Source organism: Ensifer sp. M14, assembly GCF_003355565.1.
Classification (GTDB): Bacteria; Pseudomonadota; Alphaproteobacteria; order Rhizobiales; family Rhizobiaceae; genus Ensifer.
The window spans coordinates 640,266-658,641 of record NZ_QJNR01000014.1 but is presented as its reverse complement, the minus strand read 5'-3'; the positions used below and the strand labels follow the sequence as shown (position 1 = coordinate 658,641).

16 protein-coding genes are annotated in these 18,376 nt (G+C 59.3%); 6 read left to right on the top strand and 10 right to left on the bottom strand.

Features of this window, described 5'->3' with window-relative positions:
• Positions 1 to 49: 49 nt before the first annotated feature.
• The 6 genes from BLJAPNOD_RS31545 to BLJAPNOD_RS31520 form a co-directional block, all read right to left on the bottom strand.
• Positions 50 to 1,036, bottom strand: coding sequence for a sulfate ABC transporter substrate-binding protein (locus BLJAPNOD_RS31545; protein WP_115422683.1), 987 nt, complete (start codon positions 1,034 to 1,036; stop codon positions 50 to 52).
• A 159-nt stretch (positions 1,037 to 1,195) separates the two neighbouring features.
• The gene (locus BLJAPNOD_RS31540; protein ID WP_077505065.1) at positions 1,196 to 2,014 is read right to left on the bottom strand and encodes a sterol desaturase family protein; all 819 of its coding nucleotides are present in this window, start codon (positions 2,012 to 2,014) and stop codon (positions 1,196 to 1,198) included.
• An 85-nt stretch (positions 2,015 to 2,099) separates the two neighbouring features.
• Positions 2,100 to 2,897, bottom strand: a complete 798-nt coding sequence (locus BLJAPNOD_RS31535; RefSeq protein ID WP_115422682.1) for a 3-methyl-2-oxobutanoate hydroxymethyltransferase — start codon at positions 2,895 to 2,897, stop codon at positions 2,100 to 2,102.
• Between the two features lie 52 nt (positions 2,898 to 2,949).
• The gene (locus BLJAPNOD_RS31530; protein WP_115422761.1) at positions 2,950 to 4,176 is read right to left on the bottom strand and encodes an FAD-dependent oxidoreductase; all 1,227 of its coding nucleotides are present in this window, start codon (positions 4,174 to 4,176) and stop codon (positions 2,950 to 2,952) included.
• A gap of 69 nt (positions 4,177 to 4,245) precedes the next feature.
• Positions 4,246 to 4,563, bottom strand: coding sequence for a MocE family 2Fe-2S type ferredoxin (locus BLJAPNOD_RS31525; RefSeq protein WP_077505063.1), 318 nt, complete (start codon positions 4,561 to 4,563; stop codon positions 4,246 to 4,248).
• 36 nt (positions 4,564 to 4,599) lie between these two features.
• Complete coding sequence (locus BLJAPNOD_RS31520; RefSeq protein ID WP_115422681.1) at positions 4,600 to 5,691, bottom strand: fatty acid desaturase family protein; 1,092 nt, start codon at positions 5,689 to 5,691, stop codon at positions 4,600 to 4,602.
• Positions 5,692 to 5,852: 161 nt separating this feature from the next.
• On the opposite strand from BLJAPNOD_RS31520, the gene BLJAPNOD_RS31515 reads away from it, so the two are divergent.
• Positions 5,853 to 6,884: a LacI family DNA-binding transcriptional regulator gene (locus BLJAPNOD_RS31515; protein WP_115422680.1), complete on the top strand. Its 1,032-nt coding sequence runs from the start codon at positions 5,853 to 5,855 to the stop codon at positions 6,882 to 6,884.
• Between the two features lie 369 nt (positions 6,885 to 7,253).
• Positions 7,254 to 8,543, top strand: coding sequence for an ATP-binding protein (locus BLJAPNOD_RS31510; protein WP_115422679.1), 1,290 nt, complete (start codon positions 7,254 to 7,256; stop codon positions 8,541 to 8,543).
• A gap of 149 nt (positions 8,544 to 8,692) precedes the next feature.
• Here BLJAPNOD_RS31510 and BLJAPNOD_RS31505 read toward each other — a convergent pair whose 3' ends face one another.
• Positions 8,693 to 9,742, bottom strand: coding sequence for a capsular biosynthesis protein (locus tag BLJAPNOD_RS31505; protein WP_115422678.1), 1,050 nt, complete (start codon positions 9,740 to 9,742; stop codon positions 8,693 to 8,695).
• A 346-nt stretch (positions 9,743 to 10,088) separates the two neighbouring features.
• Between BLJAPNOD_RS31505 and BLJAPNOD_RS31500 the strand changes: the two genes are divergently transcribed.
• From BLJAPNOD_RS31500 to BLJAPNOD_RS31485, 4 genes are all read left to right on the top strand, one after another.
• Positions 10,089 to 10,901, top strand: coding sequence for a TIM barrel protein (locus BLJAPNOD_RS31500; RefSeq protein ID WP_115422677.1), 813 nt, complete (start codon positions 10,089 to 10,091; stop codon positions 10,899 to 10,901).
• Between the two features lie 237 nt (positions 10,902 to 11,138).
• Positions 11,139 to 12,068 carry a sugar ABC transporter substrate-binding protein gene (locus tag BLJAPNOD_RS31495; RefSeq protein ID WP_077505057.1) on the top strand — a complete coding sequence of 310 codons (930 nt, stop codon included), beginning with the start codon at positions 11,139 to 11,141 and terminating at the stop codon, positions 12,066 to 12,068.
• A 166-nt stretch (positions 12,069 to 12,234) separates the two neighbouring features.
• Positions 12,235 to 13,776, top strand: coding sequence for a sugar ABC transporter ATP-binding protein (locus BLJAPNOD_RS31490; RefSeq protein WP_115422676.1), 1,542 nt, complete (start codon positions 12,235 to 12,237; stop codon positions 13,774 to 13,776).
• Between the two features lie 34 nt (positions 13,777 to 13,810).
• Complete coding sequence (locus BLJAPNOD_RS31485) at positions 13,811 to 14,836, top strand: ABC transporter permease (protein ID WP_115422675.1); 1,026 nt, start codon at positions 13,811 to 13,813, stop codon at positions 14,834 to 14,836.
• 645 nt (positions 14,837 to 15,481) lie between these two features.
• On the opposite strand, the gene BLJAPNOD_RS31475 is transcribed toward BLJAPNOD_RS31485, so the two are convergent.
• The 3 genes from BLJAPNOD_RS31475 to BLJAPNOD_RS31465 all read right to left on the bottom strand — a co-directional run bounded on the left by BLJAPNOD_RS31475 (position 15,482) and on the right by BLJAPNOD_RS31465 (position 17,829).
• Positions 15,482 to 16,123, bottom strand: coding sequence for a phosphoribosyltransferase (locus BLJAPNOD_RS31475; RefSeq protein ID WP_115422673.1), 642 nt, complete (start codon positions 16,121 to 16,123; stop codon positions 15,482 to 15,484).
• 276 nt (positions 16,124 to 16,399) lie between these two features.
• Positions 16,400 to 17,383 carry a zinc-dependent alcohol dehydrogenase family protein gene (locus tag BLJAPNOD_RS31470; RefSeq protein WP_115422672.1) on the bottom strand — a complete coding sequence of 328 codons (984 nt, stop codon included), beginning with the start codon at positions 17,381 to 17,383 and terminating at the stop codon, positions 16,400 to 16,402.
• 104 nt (positions 17,384 to 17,487) lie between these two features.
• A complete protein-coding gene (locus BLJAPNOD_RS31465; protein WP_115422671.1) occupies positions 17,488 to 17,829 on the bottom strand; it encodes a DUF5335 family protein in 342 nt (113 codons plus the stop codon).
• Positions 17,830 to 18,376: the final 547 nt, after the last annotated feature.

Here is an 18,376-nt window from a genome sequence, read left to right as displayed (position 1 = left end):
CCCGGCGAGCAGAGCTCGCCGGGCAAAAGGTTCGGTCTGCTATCGCTCGTTAGCGATTACCATAGATCTGGTCGAGAGCGGCACCGGCGGCAAAGTGTTCGTCCTTGATCTTGCCCCAACCACCGAAGACATCTTCGACCTTGACCAGGCGGATCTGCGGAAACTGGTCCTTGAACTCTGCCGCGACTTTCTCGTTGTGGACACGGTGGCCGTATTCAGCGGCGATCTTCTGGCCCTCCTCGGTATAGAGGAAATCGAGATAGGACTTTGCCAATTCGCGCGAACCGCGCTTGTCTGCCACCTTGTCAACGACGGCGACAGGGAATTCTGCCAGCAGGCTGACCGAAGGCACGACGCTTTCGAACTTGTCGGTCCCATATTGTTTGGCGATCGATCGGGTTTCCGCCTCGAAGGTGATGATCACATCGCCGATTTCGCGCTCGACGAAAGTCGTCGTTGCCGCACGGCCTCCTGTGTCAAAGACCGGAACGTTGTCGAAGATCTTCTTGACGAACTCGGTGACCTTGGCCGGATCGTCCTTGAAAGCTTCCTTGGCATAGGCCGTGGCCGCCAGATAGGTGTAGCGGGCATTGCCTGATGTCTTCGGGTTCGGGAAGATCACCTTCACGTCGTCACGGGCGAGATCACCCCAATCCTTGATGCCTTTCGGGTTGCCGGCGCGCACCAGGAAGGACGGGAAGGAGTAGAAGGGCGACGCGTTGTTGGGAAATTCCTTCTGCCATCCCTCGGCGACGAAACCGTTCTTTGCCAGGAAGTCGATGTCGGTCACCTGATTGAAGGTGACGACGTCAGCCTCAAGACCTTCGACGATGGCACGCGCCTGCTTCGAGGTGCCGGCATGCGACTGGTCGACCGTGACGCCCGGATGCGCCTTGATGAAGGCTTCGTTCTCGGCCGCAAAGATTTCCCGGGCGATATCGTAGGAAGCATTGAGAAGGGTGGTCGGCGCATCGGCAAAAGCCGGGCCGCTCAGCAGCGCGACAAAGGCAGCGCTCGCAATCAGCAGTTTCTTCATGGGTATCTCCGGTGGAATAGAGGCGGTAGGTTGCATGAAACCTAGCGGCCGCTACGGGAGACGACGAGGCACGGTGATCTGAGGTTGTTTCCCGAACGGGAAAAATCACCTAACGATCTCGGATATCAGAGAAAATGGCTTTGCAGTGAGGGTCGCGGATTACCGATCGGAGGTAGCCGTTGCTTCCTGCGCAGCGGCAGATTGCGACGGTCGCTTGAGGTTGATGGCCGGCGCCTCACCCTCAAACGTCTCCACCCGACGGTCGTAGACCGGCGAGATCGTGCCGAGCACGCGGTCCCAGAAGGAGAAATAATTCGCGAAATTGTATTTGAACTCTTCGTGGTGCTGGTCGTGATAGGTGGTGCAGAGCAGCGGCGACGGGTAGCGCGCCGTCGATGAGGCGAAATACTCAAAGCCCGCGTGCCCGAACGTGCCATTGATCTGGTCGAACAACCGGTGCGCCAGCAGAATCAGCGGCGGAAACGGCACCACAAACGTGATGACGGCATAATAACCCTGCGACAGGGCTGTATCGACCAGGCCGATCGAATCGTTGCTCCACACCGTCGGTGCGACGCTGCGGTGATGCAGAAGATGATATTTGTAGAACAGCTTGGTGTGCAGCAGCCGGTGCGCAAAATAGAACCACGCGTCGAACAGCACCATGCAAAGCAGGAAGAGCGGCACGGCCGTCCACCAGCTGAAGTCCCACGGTGAAAACAGGGTCCATCCCTGATACTGGACGAAGAGGCCGATCGCAACGGACGTGCAGGTCACAAGGATAGACGCCATGCTCTGGCGGATCTCGATCGCCTTGCGTTTCTCGCCTCGCCGCCCCTTTTGGATGCGCCGCTCCGGATTACGATCATTGAGCCAGGTGATGCCGTAACCGAGCGCAAAATAGACGAGCACCGTGGCGGCGTAGATGACCGCGAGAATGGTGAGAAAAGTCAGGGTACCCTCGACGAACGCGCTCAAGTGGAGATCCGGTGCTACAGCGTGGGAGATGGACAGACAGGCTGAATACACCAACCGGACCGCGCAAGGCAAGGCAAGCCCCGGTTTACATACGCTCCAGATCCGACAAGAACGCGTTCAACTCGGATGTGTCGATCCCGACGAGATGGCTCTTCTGCGGATAGGCCCCGGACCGCACGTCGTCGGCAAACTCCGAGTAAGCGGCAATGCGTTCGCGTTGCAACCGCTCATGTTCGGCGGCAAAGTTGCGGTAAATCTTGGCGTGGCGAGGAACATGGCCACGGTTGGCGCCAAGCACATCATCACTGAAGAGGTATTGCGCGTCGCAGCCCGTACCCGCGCCCATAGACAGCATCAGCATCGACGTCTTGGCGCTGATCGCTGCCGCAACCTCGCCCGGCACCACTTCGATCTCGGCGGCAAAGGCGCCCGCCTCGTCCAGCGCCTTGACCTGCCGCCAGATTTCGAGCGCACTGGCCGCTGTCTTGCCCACCGCGCGAAACCCACCGGTCCAGGTGGCCTTGGACGGAATGAGGCCGACATGGCCGCAGACCGGAATGCCCTCGTCGCGCATGCGGCGGACGGTCGAAAGGCTTGCTGCACAATAGACTGCATCCCCTCCCGCCTTGAGCGCCTTGAATGCGGCGCGGATATACTCGTCGGCCGTGACAAGGTCGCCGTATTCGAGACCCGGAAACGCAAAACACGTCGGGGCAACTTCGCGAAATTCCGGACCGAGCAGGGCCGGCGGCACGGAGACGAGGTCGATACCGGCCGCTTCGGCCGCCTCGGCCTCCTCAAGCGTTTCCACCCGCAACATCGTCAACTGTCTCTTGCCTTTGGTCGACAGGAGGTCGGCAACGGTGGGGCGGCGGTTTCGCATCGGGAACTCCGGATATCGGTTGTTGTTATAGAAACGGGGAATGCATCCCGCCTCAGGCGGCAAGCAGCGCCTTCAGCTTGGTTTCGGTCGAGCCAAGCGCCTGCGGACTTGGCCGCTTGCCGGCAGCAATGAGCATCTCGGCAAGGCGGATATCGCGCGCAACGGCGTTTCCCTTACCGATGCCGCTGGCACTGATCAGCCTGCCGCTTGCGTCAAGATGGAAGAGAATGAAGGCACCATCGCCAAGGTCGCGCCGCACTGTCGTCACAGCCCCTTCGGCGAGGCCTGCAATCTGCAGGGTGAGGTCGTATTGATCCGACCAGAACCACGGCACGCTGGCGATCGGTTCGGCTGCCCCCATAAGGTTGGCGGCAGCGAGCGTTCCCTGATCCTGCGCGTTGCGCCAGGCCTCAAGCCGTATGCGCCGGCCGCCATAGTGTCCGAGCGGAAAGGAGCAGCAATCGCCCGCCGCAAATATGTTGGGGTCAGAGGTGCAAAGCGTCTCGTCGACGGCAATGCCATTGTCGACGACAAGGCCTGAAGCCTCGGCCAAGGCCGTATTCGGCACGGCGCCAATGCCGACAACGACCAGGTCGGCGACAAGGCTGTCGCCATCGCCAAGCTGAATATGCGCCCTCTTCTCGCGCGCCTCGATGCCAACGATCCTGGCGTTGCAGCGGATATCGACGCCTTCCAGCCTATGTCTTTCGGCAACGACGGCGGCGATTTCTTCCGGCACGCCGCGGGAAAGCACGCGTGGCAGGCCCTCGAGGAGAACGACCTCCGCGCCAAGCTTGCGGGCGGTCGCCGCAAGTTCCAGGCCGATAAACCCACCACCGATGATGGCAAGTGTGCTGCCAGGCGCGAGCTTCGCGCGGATGGCTTCGGCGTCGGCATGCGTCCGCAGCGTCAGGAAAAGCGGTGTTGTCTGCGGTTGTCCGGGAAAATGCCTGGGGCTTGCACCGGTCGCAAGCAGCAGCCGGTCATAGGAAAGTTCCCGCCCATCGGCCATTCTAACCGTCTTGGCGCCACGATCGATACCCTCGACGGCTGCGTCGGTGAGCACCTCTATCCCGGCGGACCGATAGCGGTCGGCATCGGCAACATGTTTCGGACCCCGCTGCTCGGCCATACCTTCCTTTGAGAGCGGTGGCCGCTCGTACGGCAGATGCGGCTCGGCGCCAATGAGCGTGATCTCGCCCTGGTAGCCCTTTTCCCGAAGGCCGAACGCCGCCCTTGCGCCACACTCGCCCGCGCCGACGATGACAATTTTGTTCATGGGCCCATTCATGTGCGGCCTGTTCATGTGCCTCTCCCAATTTTCGTGTCGGCCGCCATCAGCGCCCGCTCAAGCGACAGCGATGAAAACGCTGCCCGCCTCGACCTTGACCGGATAGGTCTTCAGGTTGACGCAGACGGGCGCGCCCTTGGCCTGGCCGGTCTTGTAGTTGAAGCGACCGTTGTGTTTCGGACATTCGATGATGTCATCCATCACCAGGCCGTCTGCGAGGTGAATATGCTCGTGGGTGCAGAGACCATCGGTCGCGAAATATTCGTCGTCCGGACTGCGGTAGACCGCAAAGGTCCGTCCCTCATGGTCGAAGCGGATGACGTCCTCCTCGTCGATCTCATTGGCCGCGCAGACTTCGATCCAGTTGGCGCTCATGGTTTTCCTCCCAATGTTGGTTGTTTGCTGGTCTACCTATTCGGCGGCGTGCACCAGGACATCGCTGTGAAACTCTTCGCGATAGGGTTTTGCAGTCGGCGGCAGTTCACGCTTCAGGAAATAGTCCTCATTCCTTAGTTGCCGCAGGAAGGCCGGAATCATCTCGCGATAGCCGTGAAACATGGATGGGTTCGGTTCTGGCAGATCGTGCCTGATCATCGCGTGAAGGCGCGGCAGCGCGTGATAGGGCACCATCGGGAACATGTGATGTTCGACGTGGTAGTTCATGTTCCAATAGATGAAGCGGCTGATCGGGTTCATGTAGACCGTGCGGCTGTTCAGCCGGTGGTCGGTGACGTTGTCGGCAAGCCCACCATGCTGCAGCAGGCCTGTCAGCACGTGGTGCCAGGCGCCGTAGAGGCGCGGCAGGCCGATCAGCATCAGCGGCAGGATCGAGCCGAGGTAGAAGGACAGGCCGATCGTGACGAGATAGACCGCAAGCCAGATGCGGGCGACGCGGATTGCCTTCGACTGCTCCATTTCGGGGATGAAAGTCTTCTCGGCAGCACTGACGACGCCGAAGGCATTGCGCACCATGTCGACGACTGCATGCCATACGTCGAGAATGCCGAAGAAATTCAGCACCAGCCGTAGCAGATCGGGTGGCCGCATGACGGCGATTTCCGGGTCCCGGCCGACGATGACAGTATCGGTGTGGTGCCGGGTATGGCTCCAGCGCCAGGTCACCGGATTGCGCATGATCATGAAACAGGCGACCTGATAGACGACGTCGTTCATCCACATCGTCTTGAACGCCGTACCGTGACCGCATTCGTGCCAGCGGCTGTCGGAAGCCGAGCCATAAAGAACGCCGTAAGCGAGAAAGAAGGGCACGGCCCACCAGGTCCCCCAGAAGTAGACACCGAGGCCGCCGAAAAGGATGAGGCTGCCGAACCAGATAGCGGTGTCGCGAATGGCAGGGCCATCCTCGCGCTTCATCAGTTCCTTCATCTGCTTGCGCGGAATGTCGGTGTGGTACCACTCGGCTGCTGACAGCCCGTTTGCAACGGCTGCCTGGGCATCCCGTCCGAGCAGGCTGTAGTCACGCTTTGTCGGAACCACCGTCATCACTCTCTCCTCGCCGTTCGACCGCATCAGGGCCGCTCCTTGTCTCTTGGCATTGACGATAGGTTGACTTTTGCAAGCCTTCAATGCAGTGATGATATATTCTATCAAATGCCATCAGATCTTGCATTTCATGAATGATGGAATCATTTCAGGTGCTACCCATGAGCAACAGACCGACGATCGCCGATCTCGCCCGCGCTGCAGGGGTGAGCGTTGCCACCGTGGACCGCGTTCTCAACGGCCGTCATCCGGTGCGCGAAGAGACGGCGCGCCGGGTCTATGACGCCGCCAAGGGCATCGGCTATCACGCGGTCGGCCTGCTGCGGCAGCGCGTCTTCGAGGATCTGCCGCAATATCGTGTTGGCTTCCTGCTGCAGAAACCGCAGCAGGCCTTTTATCAGATTGTCGCCAAGGAGATGGAAAACGCAGCCCTTGCGCTTTCAACCGTCCGCGCCCTGCCCCAGGTCGAATTCGTCGCCAACTCAACGCCAACAGGTATCACCGAGAAGCTGCGAGCAATGGCCTCCCGCAATCAGGCGATTGCGCTTGTGGCGCCGGATTATCCTGCGGTGACAGCCGTAGTCGAAGAGTTGAAGGAGCGCGGGATCCCGGTTTTCTCGCTGCTTTCCGATTTTGCCGCAGGCGTGCGTGAAGGCTATGTCGGCCTCAACAATCACAAGGTCGGCAGGACCGCCGCCTGGATGATTGCCAAGGCCGCAAAAAAGCCGGGAAAGGTCGCAGCCTTCGTCGGCAGCCATCGCTTTCTCGGCCATGAACTGCGCGAGATCGGCTTCCGGTCCTATTTCCGCGAGCACGCCCCGGATTTCGAAGTGCTCGACACCATGGTCAATCTCGATACCGCCGAGATCACCCACGAAGCGACGCTCAATCTGTTGCAACGCCACCCGGATCTGACCGGCTTCTATGTCTGCGGCGGCGGCATGGAGGGAGCAATCTCGGCGATCCGCGAGGAAAAGCTCGAAGGCAAGCTGATTGTCGTCGTCAACGAACTGACCCCGGAATCGCGTGCGGCACTTGCCGACGACGTCGTGACACTCGCGATCTCGACGCCGACCGCAGCCTTGGCGCGAGAGACGATCAACCTGATGATACAGGCGATCGACAAAGGGCCGACAGGTGCGCCCGGACAGACCTTCCTGCCGTTTGATCTTTTTACGCCTGAGAACATCTGACGAAGTATGTCGGTGGCCACATCAAACCGGAGTACAAGAAGGTGGACCGCATCGACCGCCGCCGCAAGGAGAACCAGAACGGCAAGCGGTGCTTTCCCTGTGCGAACACAATCCCGATCGCCGAACCGCACGATCACCCGTGTCGTCAAGGGCGGCGAAACGCATCGTAGACAAGGTGTGCACGGCGGAAATGACGGTCGGGAAACAGCACCACCTGAGGTGAACGATTTTGGCTTCGTCACTTCCCCAAGGCCTATTTACATTTTCACCACGACTCTATTGACACTTTCCCCGGCTTTCTATTGACACTTTCCCCGCAGGTCTATTACAACTTTCCCCGCATAGCTTTTTGCCGAGAAATGAAGTGACATGGACGACAGTCTCTTACCGCGTCATCTGCAATCCCAACTGAAGGCTGCTCTTACATCAGCGCGAGTGGTTAACATCATCGGGCCACGGCAGGTCGGGAAGACGACGCTTGTACGCGATCTATTGAGCGTCGGAAAATTCATTACACTAGATGACGAGGGTGTGCTTGCAGCTATCGAGGCTGATCCAAAAGGACAGCTGGACGCTCTGCTGGCTGAGACGAAAGTAGGCCCGCTCATTATCGACGAAGCCCAGCGATCAACGAAATTGGCCTTGGCATTGAAGAGGATTGTGGACGAAAATCGAGCAATGGGCCAGTTCGTCCTGACAGGTTCGTCCAACGTCTTCATTTCCGCGCACGTGGCGGACTCGTTGGCAGGTAGAGTCCATACAATGACGATGCTTCCAATGAGCGTCGCCGAGACAAAGCGCATGGGCGCTGCAAAAATTCTCGACTGGGCGTCGATGGATGCCCGTCCCGATCCGCTAGACCTGCCTAAAGCAGAAACCTTGTCCCGAGCACAATACATCGACTTGATAGTAGCAGGCGGTTTTCCCGAGATACGAACTCTGGAAGAGCACTGGAGACAAAATCGATACACAGACTACGTTGACAGTGTCGTGGAACGCGACGTTGCGTACATCTTAAAAATAAGAAAATCGGACGCCATGAGGCGAATGATCGATCAACTAGCTACGCGCGTCGGAAACGAGCTGAACATAGACGAACTCTGCTCGAACATCAGCTTACAAAGGAATACCACCGAGACCTACCTCGATATTCTAACCAAACTTTCTCTTTTGCAACGATTGCCTGCGTGGACATCGGGAGAGTCCGGGCGCGACATCCGCCAACCAAAAATCCATCTTGTGGATACCGGGATCGTCGCCGCCTTGAGGAGTATGTACGCCCAGAGCTTCAATATTGGCGCGAATCCCACAGCGCTTGGCGGCGTTTTCGAAAATTTTGTTCACAACGAATTGTGGAAATCCCTCCCCCACCAGAGGCGTCGGTGGCGACTTTATCATTGGAGGCATCAACGAGGACGCGAGATAGACATAATTGCTGAATCAGACAGAACGATAGTTGGCTTCGAGATGAAGACATCCACTGCGGTTGAAGCAAAGGACTTTCAGCATCTGCGATGGTTTCGAGATGAAGGCCCAGGTAAAAACCGTCCCTTCGTCGGCATCGTCGTCTATATGGGAGAGCGCGTACTCAGTTTCGGCGAAAACATGGTCGCGCTCCCTCTGTCGACATTTTGGTCGTTCAAGGAAAGTTCCGTCTGAATGGGCGATTGGACAGCCCCTTTCAGGAAAAAGAACGGAACGTGAGGCGGAACCGTGCAACTTTTAACAGAGCAAAAGAATCGGAATGGCGCACAATCAATGACTTGAGCCGTGGATTCGCTGATCAAGAAATCGAGGTGATCAACAAATCAGGAATTCCGTCTCGTTGCTGCGATTTCTTCGAGTAGATAGTCAATCGCCTGGAGCGGCTCCAGCACCGCCCACGTCTTTGGATGTCGATAGACGGGGTAGAGGCTGAAAGCTGCGAAGGTTAGCTGATCGACTGTGGGGCGCGCGGTTGCCCGCCTCGCATGCGCCGCTTGCGCCCGATCCTCCACGCGGTCTTCAGTCTGCCCCCAACCCGCATAAAACGGAGTTGCATAACAACGGACGGGAAGCCCCCGCAAAAGCGCGTCGAAGCCCATTTGGCTGGAGACGGTCCACACTTCGTCGACGACGGCGAGGATTGCGGCCGCAGAGACCTTGTCGGCCATAAGGGTCACGCCTGGCAATTTCGATGCCCGCTCGGTCATATAGCCCTTGCGGTGCCCGGCGATCACGTCTGGATGCGTTCGAACGATGACCTGGGCACCGCTTCCAATCGCATCGTCCAACATTCTGTCAAAGGCGGAAGCCGTACCCAGCGCCTTTGCGACGGAAACATCGCCAAAAACCTGATCGACCAGCAGGAGCCTGCGCCGTGTCGAGCGATCGAGCCGGGGCTCGGTGTGAGGGAGATTGTTGTACTTCGACAGCTTATGCTCAACCAGCGCCTCACGGATTGGCGCACCGACATCATGCGCAAAGCCGCCAGCCGCATCGTGGACCAGCAATTCCAATCGCGAGGCGCGACCAGCATCGACAGGCAGCGCCTTGTCATCGACGACAATCGAGATCGGAATACTTCCATCCTTGCCGAGACCGACGGAGCGCAGGAAACCATCCTCGAGATGCCAATGCGGTAGCCTGCGCAATCGCGCAATTCGCATTGCAGTCTTTGCCGGCAACCGGCCACCCCATGAGACGATACCGTCGAGCCCAGGCGCAAGCGTCGAACGAAGCGGCGCCTCTCCGAAATACTGGCCCAGCCAGGGAAAAGCCTTGTGCACGAAGTAAGTCGCTCCGAGCCTTGCTCCCCATTTCGGGTGCCAAGGGCGGGCTTGCATCACGGCAAGCGTTGAATTGTCGAGCACGTCCATTTTTTCACTCGGCCATCGCGGTGGATTGCGCCAAGAACCACCTTGCAAAGGCAAATGCAAACCGAACTTTCAACGTGATCGCCGTTTGACGGGAGCTTTGTTGCTCCGAAGGGCGATGGGCGCAAGACCAAGCCTGATTGATCGCGAACACGGGATGCCGGCGCAACTGCTATGAAGTTGATTGAATCCCATCATTGACGAGCGACAATCTTGCAGCGATGCAAGTGCTTTGACGGCGCGTTTGCTCGCCACCTCCTAGCCATTGGCATTTTGTAACGCTAGCAATAAATGGAATGAACGTTCCATTTATTGCTAGTAACAAACCGGACTTGGAGGAGACATTCCCGTGACCACCCTACCCTTCGCACTCAACCACATGACCACGCCCGCTCTGCCGCTCGACGCCTTTTTTGCCCTTGCGCGCTCGCTCGGCATGACGTCCGTCGAAATCCGCAACGATCTGACCGGCAACGCCATTCTCGACGGACCGCCCGCAGCAGACGTGGCTGCACTTGCGCGACGTCACGGCGTAACGATCATCTCAATCAACGCCCTGCAGCGCTTCAACGAATGGAACGAAACCCGTGCGGCCGAAGCCGCCCACCTGATCTCCTATGTCAAGGATTGCGGCGCAAAGGCGCTCGTTCTGGTGCCTGTCAATGACGGTAGCGGCCAGGCGGACGGCGAGCGCCAATCCAACTTTAAGCAAGCGCTTGTCGCACTGAAGCCGATGCTCGATGCCGCCGGCATCATTGGCCTTGTCGAGCCTCTCGGCTTCGCGATCTGCTCGCTTCGCTCCAAAACAGAAGCTGTTGACGGTATAAAGGCAATCGGTGGCGACGCTACGTTCCGCGTCGTGCACGATACCTTCCACCACCATCTCGCTGGCGAACCGGCAATCTACCCTGAGATGACCGGCCTCGTGCATATCTCCGGCGTTACCGACCGCGATGCGGCGATCGTAGATCTTCGCGACTCGCATCGCGTTCTGGTCGACGAAAACGACACCCTCGACAATGTCGGACAGCTCCGTCGGCTGCGGGCTGCGGGCTACGCCGGCCCGTTCTCGTTCGAGCCCTTTGCCGATGAAGTCCAGGCACTTGTCGATCCAGCCGCACACCTCAAGGCCAGCATGGATTACATAGAAGCAGGGCTCTGACCATCGACAGCGATCGGTCACTGGAAAACGAAGCGAGGCGCCGAAAGACACCCTTGACGGCGCCTGCATAAAATGGAATACATATTCCGTAATTGCAAATCACTGGTTCTTTTATTCCGTTTTGATTGGAGCGTGGCGGGAGTACCGCTTCCGATCAGGGATGGGCGCAACCCGATGTGGTCAGCGTTTCCGGCTGGAGAAGGTGTAGCCGGGCACCGAATGTGGAGGAGAAAGACAATGAAAAAGTTCCTGCTGGGTACAGCCATGGCCGTGATGATGTCGACGGCGGCACATGCCGAGACCATCGGCGTCTCCATGGCGCAATTCGACGACAACTTCCTGACGGTTCTGCGCAACGGCATGTCCGACTACGCAAAAACGCTCAGTGGCGTCGACCTGCAGATCGAAGACGCACAGAACGACGTTTCGAAGCAGCAGAGCCAGATCCAGAACTTCATCGCAGCCGGCGTCACCGCAATCATCGTCAACCCGGTTGATACCGATGCGACCGCTGCAATGTCGAAGATCGCCGCCGACGCTGGTATTCCGCTCGTTTACGTCAACCGCGAACCTGTCAACGTCGACACCCTGCCGGAAAAGCAGGCCTTCGTCGCGTCGAACGAACAGGAATCCGGCACGCTGCAGACCCAGGAAATCTGCAAGATGCTCGGCGGCAAGGGCAAGGCCGTGGTCATGATGGGCGAGCTTTCCAACCAGGCTGCCCGCATGCGCACCAAGGACATCCATGATGTGCTGGCGACCGAAGCCTGCAAAGGCATCGAGATCGTCGAAGAACAGACCGCCAACTGGTCGCGCACGCAGGGCTCTGACCTTGTGACCAACTGGCTTTCCGCCGGCCTCGAGTTTGACGCCGTGATTTCCAACAACGACGAGATGGCGATCGGCGCGATCCAGGCGCTCAAAGCTGCTGGCCGCTCGATGGACAGCGTCGTCATCGGTGGCATCGATGCGACCCAGGACGCGCTTGCTGCCATGGCTGCCGGCGACCTCGACGTGACCGTGTTCCAGAATGCCGCCGGCCAGGGCAAGGGCTCGGTTGACGCAGCCCTCAAGCTCGCCAAGGGCGAAGCCATCGAGAAGAAAGTCTACATCCCCTTCGAGCTCGTCACCAAGGACAACATGGCCAGCTATCAGGCGAAGAACTGATCCGTTGCATCGAGAGCGCGGGATATCCCCGCGCTCTCATTCAAAAACAGTCCCGCGGCAGTTGCGCTGATCCTGTAGACTGGCGCCTGCGAGGAATATGGCTGGTTGACCCACCAGCTGCGAGGACTTTTCCGCGAAAGCCGGAATTGACGGGGAGGCAATGACAATGACGCTCAGTCCGACAACGATGGCCGCCGTGCGCGCCAGCGGCGCGGTACCCAACGCCGAATACCTTCTCAATGTCGAAGGCATTCGCAAGGAATTTCCAGGTGTCGTCGCACTCGACGACGTGTCCTTCCGGCTGAAGCGCGGCACTGTCCATGCGCTGATGGGCGAAAATGGCGCCGGCAAATCGACGCTGATGAAGATCCTTGCCGGCATCTATACGCCCGACAAGGGCGAGGTGCAGTTGAAGGGTGTCGACATCCGACTGAAGTCGCCGCTCGACGCGCTGGAAAACGGTATCGCCATGATCCATCAGGAACTGAACCTGATGCCGTTCATGACGGTTGCCGAGAATATCTGGATCCGGCGCGAGCCGAAGAACCGCTTCGGCTTCGTCGATCATGGCGAAATGCGCCGCATCACTGCCCGGCTGTTCGATCGTCTGAACATCAAGCTCGATCCCGAGATCGAAGTCCGCCACCTCTCGGTTGCCAACCGCCAGATGGTCGAGATCGCCAAGGCGGTCTCCTACGAATCCGATGTGCTGATCATGGACGAGCCGACCTCGGCCTTGACGGAGCGCGAAGTCGCGCACCTGTTCGAGATCATCCGCGATCTGCGCTCGCAGGGCATCGGCATTGTCTACATCACCCACAAGATGAATGAACTCTTCGAGATTGCCGACGAATTCTCGGTCTTCCGTGACGGCAAGTACATCGGCACCCACGCCTCGAGCGACGTCACCCGCGACGATATCATCCGCATGATGGTCGGCCGCGAAATCACCCAGATGTTCCCGAAGGAAGAGGTGCCAATCGGCGACGTCATACTTTCGGTCAAGAACCTGACGCTCGACGGCGTCTTCCGCGACGTCTCCTTCGACGTGCGAGCCGGTGAGATCCTGGGCATTGCCGGCCTGGTCGGCTCCGGCCGCTCGAATGTCGCCGAGACGCTGTTCGGCGTCACCCCGACAAGTTCGGGCACGATTGCCATCGACGGCAAGACGGTTTCGATCGACAGTCCCAACACCGCCATCCGCAACCGCATGGCCTTCTTGACGGAAGACCGCAAGGATACCGGCTGTCTGCTGATCCTCGACGTGCTCGAAAACATGCAGATCGCCGTGTTGCAGGACCGCTTCGTCAAGGGCGGCTTCGTGGCGGAGAAGGACATCACCGCTGCCTGCGAAGAGATGAGCCGCAAACTTCGGGTCAAGACGCCCAATCTGCAGGAGCGGATTGAGAACCTCTCCGGCGGCAATCAGCAGAAGGTGCTGATCGGTCGCTGGCTGCTCACCAACCCGCGCATTCTCATTCTCGACGAGCCGACGCGCGGCATCGATGTCGGGGCCAAAGCCGAGATCCACCGCCTCGTCACCGAACTCGCTCGAAACGGTGTCGCCGTCATCATGATTTCTTCGGAAATGCCGGAGGTGCTCGGCATGAGCGATCGCATCATGGTCATGCATGAAGGCCGCGTCACCGGCATCCTCGACCGTGCCGAGGCAACCCAGATCAAGGTCATGGAACTCGCCGCCAGCTAGCGCGAACCGAACGGACCACAGGGAGGAACGAACAATGGAAACCAACGTCGCCGCACAAGGCACCGGCTCGGCCATTCCGGCTGCCAAGCGCCGGATGCCGCCCGAATTCAGCATCTTCCTGGTGCTGATCGGCATCGCGCTCGTCTATGAAATCCTGGGCTGGATCTTCGTCGGACAGAGCTTCCTGTTGAACCCGCAGCGCCTGACGATCATGATCCTGCAGGTCGCCGTGATCGGCATCATCGCCGTCGGCGTGACCCAGGTCATCATCACCGGCGGCATCGATCTCTCATCCGGCTCCGTCGTCGGCATGACCGCCATGTTTTCGGCAAGTGTAGCGCAGGCCTCCACCTGGCCACGTGCGCTCTATCCGTCGCTGACGGACCTGCCCGCGATCGTCCCGATCGGGCTTGGCATCGGTGTCGGTCTGATTGCCGGCCTCATCAACGGCCAGCTGATCGCCAGAACCAAGATCCCGCCCTTCATCGCCACGCTCGGCATGATGGTTTCGGCGCGCGGCATCTCCAAGTGGTACACCAAGGGCCAGCCGGTTTCAGGCCTCACCGAGCAGTTCAATTTCATCGGCACCGGCATCTGGCCCGTGATCGTGTTCCTGGTCGTGGCGATCATCTTCCACATTGCGCTGCGCTACACCCGCTACGGCAAGTTCACCTATGCAATCGGCGCCAACGTTCAGGCGGCCCGCGTCTCGGGCATCAATGTCGAGGCGCATCTGATCAAGGTCTACGCCATTGCCGGCATGCTGGCGGGCCTTGCCGGCGTCGTCACCGCGGCCCGTGCCCAGACCGCACAGGCCGGCATGGGCGTCATGTACGAACTCGACGCGATCGCTGCGACCGTCATCGGCGGCACGTCGCTGACCGGTGGCGTCGGCCGCATCACCGGCACGGTCATCGGCACGATCATCCTCGGCGTCATGACATCAGGTTTCACTTTCCTCAGGGTGGACGCCTACTATCAGGAAATCGTCAAGGGCCTGATCATCGTCGCCGCCGTCGTCATCGACGTCTATCGACAGAAGAACCGCAAGAAAGCCTGATCCTCCAAAGAAGACCTCTCCTCCCAGTGAGCCAACTGGCCGGGATGATGAAAATCATCCCGGCTTTTTTTGCACCTACGATGGTACCAGTTGACGGTCAGCCAGCAGCAAGCCGAGCTCTTGGCCCCTCACAAGAATTGCGTCCCCAATCCGATTGCAATACGCTCACATGATCCTGAGTGTTGATCGAATGAGCGCTCGGTCCCGTTCGAGGCGGGCTGACGGCGCTGCGATGTCGTGTCCAGCCGAGTGGTGTTGTTCGGCGCCAGCACAGCCACTCGCGAGCGCGCGCCCAATCGCGCTGTCGCGAGTGAGGGGCTGTGCGGGCGGCCTCGACCAGCAACGGCTTGTGCGGGAAACAACCTTCCCGACACCCCTGCTTTCCCGGATCCCAATGAGGTTGGCAATCTCTACGCCTTGCTCCAGCAAGTCACTGAGCCTGACGCAATCGATGAAACGTCTGTCCAGCGCCGGGCCCCTGCGACCCGCACGTAGACTCCCTGACTCAATCAATCGACCGATCTTTGGTGAAGACGTGTACCTGAACGGCATGCTGCTCCACGTCGACGACGTCCACAATCGACTGGACGGGAACGACACCAAGTGATCGGCCGCCGAAGAGGCGAAAAGGAGCGCCGGCGATTTTCACTTCTGGAACGCGGCGAGCAAACGAACAACGTCGTCGTCGCTCACTTGAGCAAACTCGTCGTAGTAGTAGCCGACCGCGCCCATTGCCGGCGGCATATAGAGGCAAACGACCTCGTCAACCTCGGCTTGCAGGTTCGAAATCGCCTGTGGTGAAGCGACCGGCACAGCAACGACGATCTTCAATGGCTGACGTTGTCTGATGCCGTGGACAGCCGCCCGCATGCTGGAACCGGTTGCGATCCCATCATCGACGACGATAGCGATACGTCCTGCAATCGGAAGGGGAACGCACCCGGAAAAATAGCGCCGACGGCGACGCTCGATCTCGACGAGTTCCCGTTGGCAAAGCGTTTCGAATGCAGCCTCGGAAATACCAGCCAGTCCGGCGACTGCCTCGTCACGCACGACAATCGGCCTGGCACCGTCGACGACGGCGCCCATTGCCACTTCCGGCTGCCAGGGGACGCCGATCTTGCGCACCAAAAGCACCTCGAGCGGCGCATCGAGAGCGTTTGCGACTTCTGCACCGACAGGAACACCGCCACGTGCGAGAGCGAGTACGACCACGTTCAGTTCGCGGTAGTGTTTAAGGGCTATCGCCAGCTGTTTGCCTGCCTCCGACCGGTTGGAGAATCGCATGGTAGGTCCATCCTATTGATCTGCGCGGCGCCTGGTACACGCCGGAAGCCCGTCAAACCGCTATCGCGCATCCAGCTCGGCGCATTTGCCGAAATGCCAGCCTTTTTATTCTCTGTCCGGGTCCGTCATATCGGTCGCGACAGATCGCACGCGGCTCCGGCCCAAAGCCTGTCGCGCAAAAGTGTGGAGCGTGCAGCGGAATTGCGATGGCAGCATGTGCAAAAACAAGATGTTAAAACGCTTAAAACGGACCCCTGGAGCTCGCGGCGCGACACTTTACGGGACAAGAACGGCTGCACCGTTCAACCGGCCGCAGCGCAGATCGTCCAGGGCCTGGTTCGCCTTCTCCAAGGGGTAGATCACTGTATGCGTCTTGACGCCGACCTCTCTTGCAAGCGGGAAGAACTCCCACGCATCCGCGCGTGTCAAGTTTGCAACTGATACAATCTCACGCTCCTGCCATAGGATCGAATAGGGCATTGAAGGAATGTCGCTCATGTGGATGCCCCCACACACCACGCGCCCGCCCTTTCGCACCGCCCGCAATGCTGTCGGAATCAACTCGCCAGCCGGCGCGAAGATGATGGCTGCGTCCAGAAAGTCGGCTGGCGCCTGGTTCGAGCCTCCTGCCCATGCCGCACCGAGACTGATTGCAAAGTGCTGAGCTCGAAGGTCATCCGGCCGAGTGAATGCGTAAACCTCACGCCCCTGCCAGACACAGATCTGTGCGATGATGTGGGCTGCTGCGCCGAAGCCATAGAGGCCGATACGCTTTCCGGCTCCAGCCTTTTTCAAGGCCCGCCACCCAATGAGGCCGGCACAAAGTAGTGGCGCCATCGCCACGGGATCGGCTGCATGATCGAGGTCGAAGGAAAAACGTTCGTCGGCGATAACATGAGTGGCAAACCCGCCATCGCGCGTGAAGCCCGTAAAGAGCGGTGCATCGCAGAGGTTTTCCGAACCGGAACGACAATAGCAGCAAGCCCCGCAGGTGTAACCGAGCCAAGGAACTCCGACACGGCACCCAAGCCGAGACTGTGCCACGCCAGGACCAACAGCCTCAACAATCCCCACAATCTCGTGGCCGGGGACAAGCGGAAGTTTGGGACGATCCAGCTCGCCGTCAATCACGTGCAAGTCGGTGCGGCACACGGCACATGCCTCGACGCGCAACCGGATCTCGCAAGGGCCAGGTTGTGGATCGGCAAGTTCCTTCAAAACCAATGGCGTTCCGGGTTTTTCAAGCACCATCGCCTTCATCGAACACCTCAACGGACACAACGAGCACTGAGGGGAGACCAAAGAACACGCGCACGAGGGCTACGGCGGTGACCAGCGTGTGAACCGCTGCTCTTTTGCTCCTGCTACGCTCCTGGCGGCGGTAGACGGACCGGGCTCATCAATGTGACGATCTGTCGGTTCTGATCGGCATCCACAATCTCCAATACGCTGAGCCCATCGGGACCCTCGAGAACCGCAATGCTTGTCGGCTTGTGAATGAGATGATCAAGACCTTCCATGGCGATTTCAAGCAGATCATCCTTGTGGTCAAAAGTTATGCCAAGCAGTGGGACTGATTTTGCCTGGATCTGGTCACCGAGATGAATCCCCGTCACTTCGACGTCGGCGCGCTTGCCTTGGAGCGCTTTCGCCACCCGTTCGAAGAAGGAATGCCATTCCGACCTGGCCAATACACGACTAGTCATGGTTCATGCTCCTCTTGCTGATCTGTAGGATGGCCGGCCACCTATTTCGACGGGCCAGCCATTTCTTGCCGAACTTCGTTTAGCGACGTTTCGCTGCCGCACAGGCGCTCCGGCACTACGCTTCTTTGCGGCGCCGATCGCCAAGGCGAGAAACAAGAGCGCGACCGAAACTCACGCGGTATTTTGCCTGTCCGCTCTTAGGTGAGGAACCTCTTGGTGACGCCGGCAGGCCCACATTGCCAGCGTCGCCCATCGGCTTTACCCACCCGACTTCAGACGCGAGGTTCCGACACAGGACGTCTACGCTCGCTTCTTATATCCGCATGTCGGCACCGCGAACGTTCCTGCGGAGATCTGGTGCAATGACGCTGTGCGTAGGGACGGGGCAGTGGTTCATCGGCAATACGCATTCTCGTTCTCGTAGAATTAACATAGTAACTCTCGAAGGAGCCGACGGCTTTGTCGCAGGTCAATAATCCGGCCGGCAATTGGCTCCCGGGGAGCAAACCGCCCCAACAGCCTGCCAGGACGGCTCCCACCTGCACAG

Excerpts from the sequence above, each read along its gene's own strand:
- BLJAPNOD_RS31545 (WP_115422683.1), bottom strand. The coding sequence starts at position 1,036 with ATGAAGAAACTGCTGATTGCGAGCGCTGCCTTTGTCGCGCTGCTGAGC.
- BLJAPNOD_RS31535 (WP_115422682.1), bottom strand. The coding sequence starts at position 2,897 with ATGCGAAACCGCCGCCCCACCGTTGCCGACCTCCTGTCGACCAAAGGC.
- BLJAPNOD_RS31530 (WP_115422761.1), bottom strand. The coding sequence starts at position 4,176 with ATGAACAAAATTGTCATCGTCGGCGCGGGCGAGTGTGGCGCAAGGGCG.
- BLJAPNOD_RS31525 (WP_077505063.1), bottom strand. The coding sequence starts at position 4,563 with ATGAGCGCCAACTGGATCGAAGTCTGCGCGGCCAATGAGATCGACGAG.
- BLJAPNOD_RS31520 (WP_115422681.1), bottom strand. The coding sequence starts at position 5,691 with ATGACGGTGGTTCCGACAAAGCGTGACTACAGCCTGCTCGGACGGGAT.
- BLJAPNOD_RS31515 (WP_115422680.1), top strand. The coding sequence starts at position 5,853 with ATGAGCAACAGACCGACGATCGCCGATCTCGCCCGCGCTGCAGGGGTG.
- BLJAPNOD_RS31510 (WP_115422679.1), top strand. The coding sequence starts at position 7,254 with ATGGACGACAGTCTCTTACCGCGTCATCTGCAATCCCAACTGAAGGCT.
- BLJAPNOD_RS31505 (WP_115422678.1), bottom strand. The coding sequence starts at position 9,742 with ATGGACGTGCTCGACAATTCAACGCTTGCCGTGATGCAAGCCCGCCCT.
- BLJAPNOD_RS31495 (WP_077505057.1), top strand. The coding sequence starts at position 11,139 with ATGAAAAAGTTCCTGCTGGGTACAGCCATGGCCGTGATGATGTCGACG.
- BLJAPNOD_RS31490 (WP_115422676.1), top strand. The coding sequence starts at position 12,235 with ATGACGCTCAGTCCGACAACGATGGCCGCCGTGCGCGCCAGCGGCGCG.
- BLJAPNOD_RS31485 (WP_115422675.1), top strand. The coding sequence starts at position 13,811 with ATGGAAACCAACGTCGCCGCACAAGGCACCGGCTCGGCCATTCCGGCT.
- BLJAPNOD_RS31475 (WP_115422673.1), bottom strand. The coding sequence starts at position 16,123 with ATGCGATTCTCCAACCGGTCGGAGGCAGGCAAACAGCTGGCGATAGCC.
- BLJAPNOD_RS31470 (WP_115422672.1), bottom strand. The coding sequence starts at position 17,383 with ATGAAGGCGATGGTGCTTGAAAAACCCGGAACGCCATTGGTTTTGAAG.
- BLJAPNOD_RS31465 (WP_115422671.1), bottom strand. The coding sequence starts at position 17,829 with ATGACTAGTCGTGTATTGGCCAGGTCGGAATGGCATTCCTTCTTCGAA.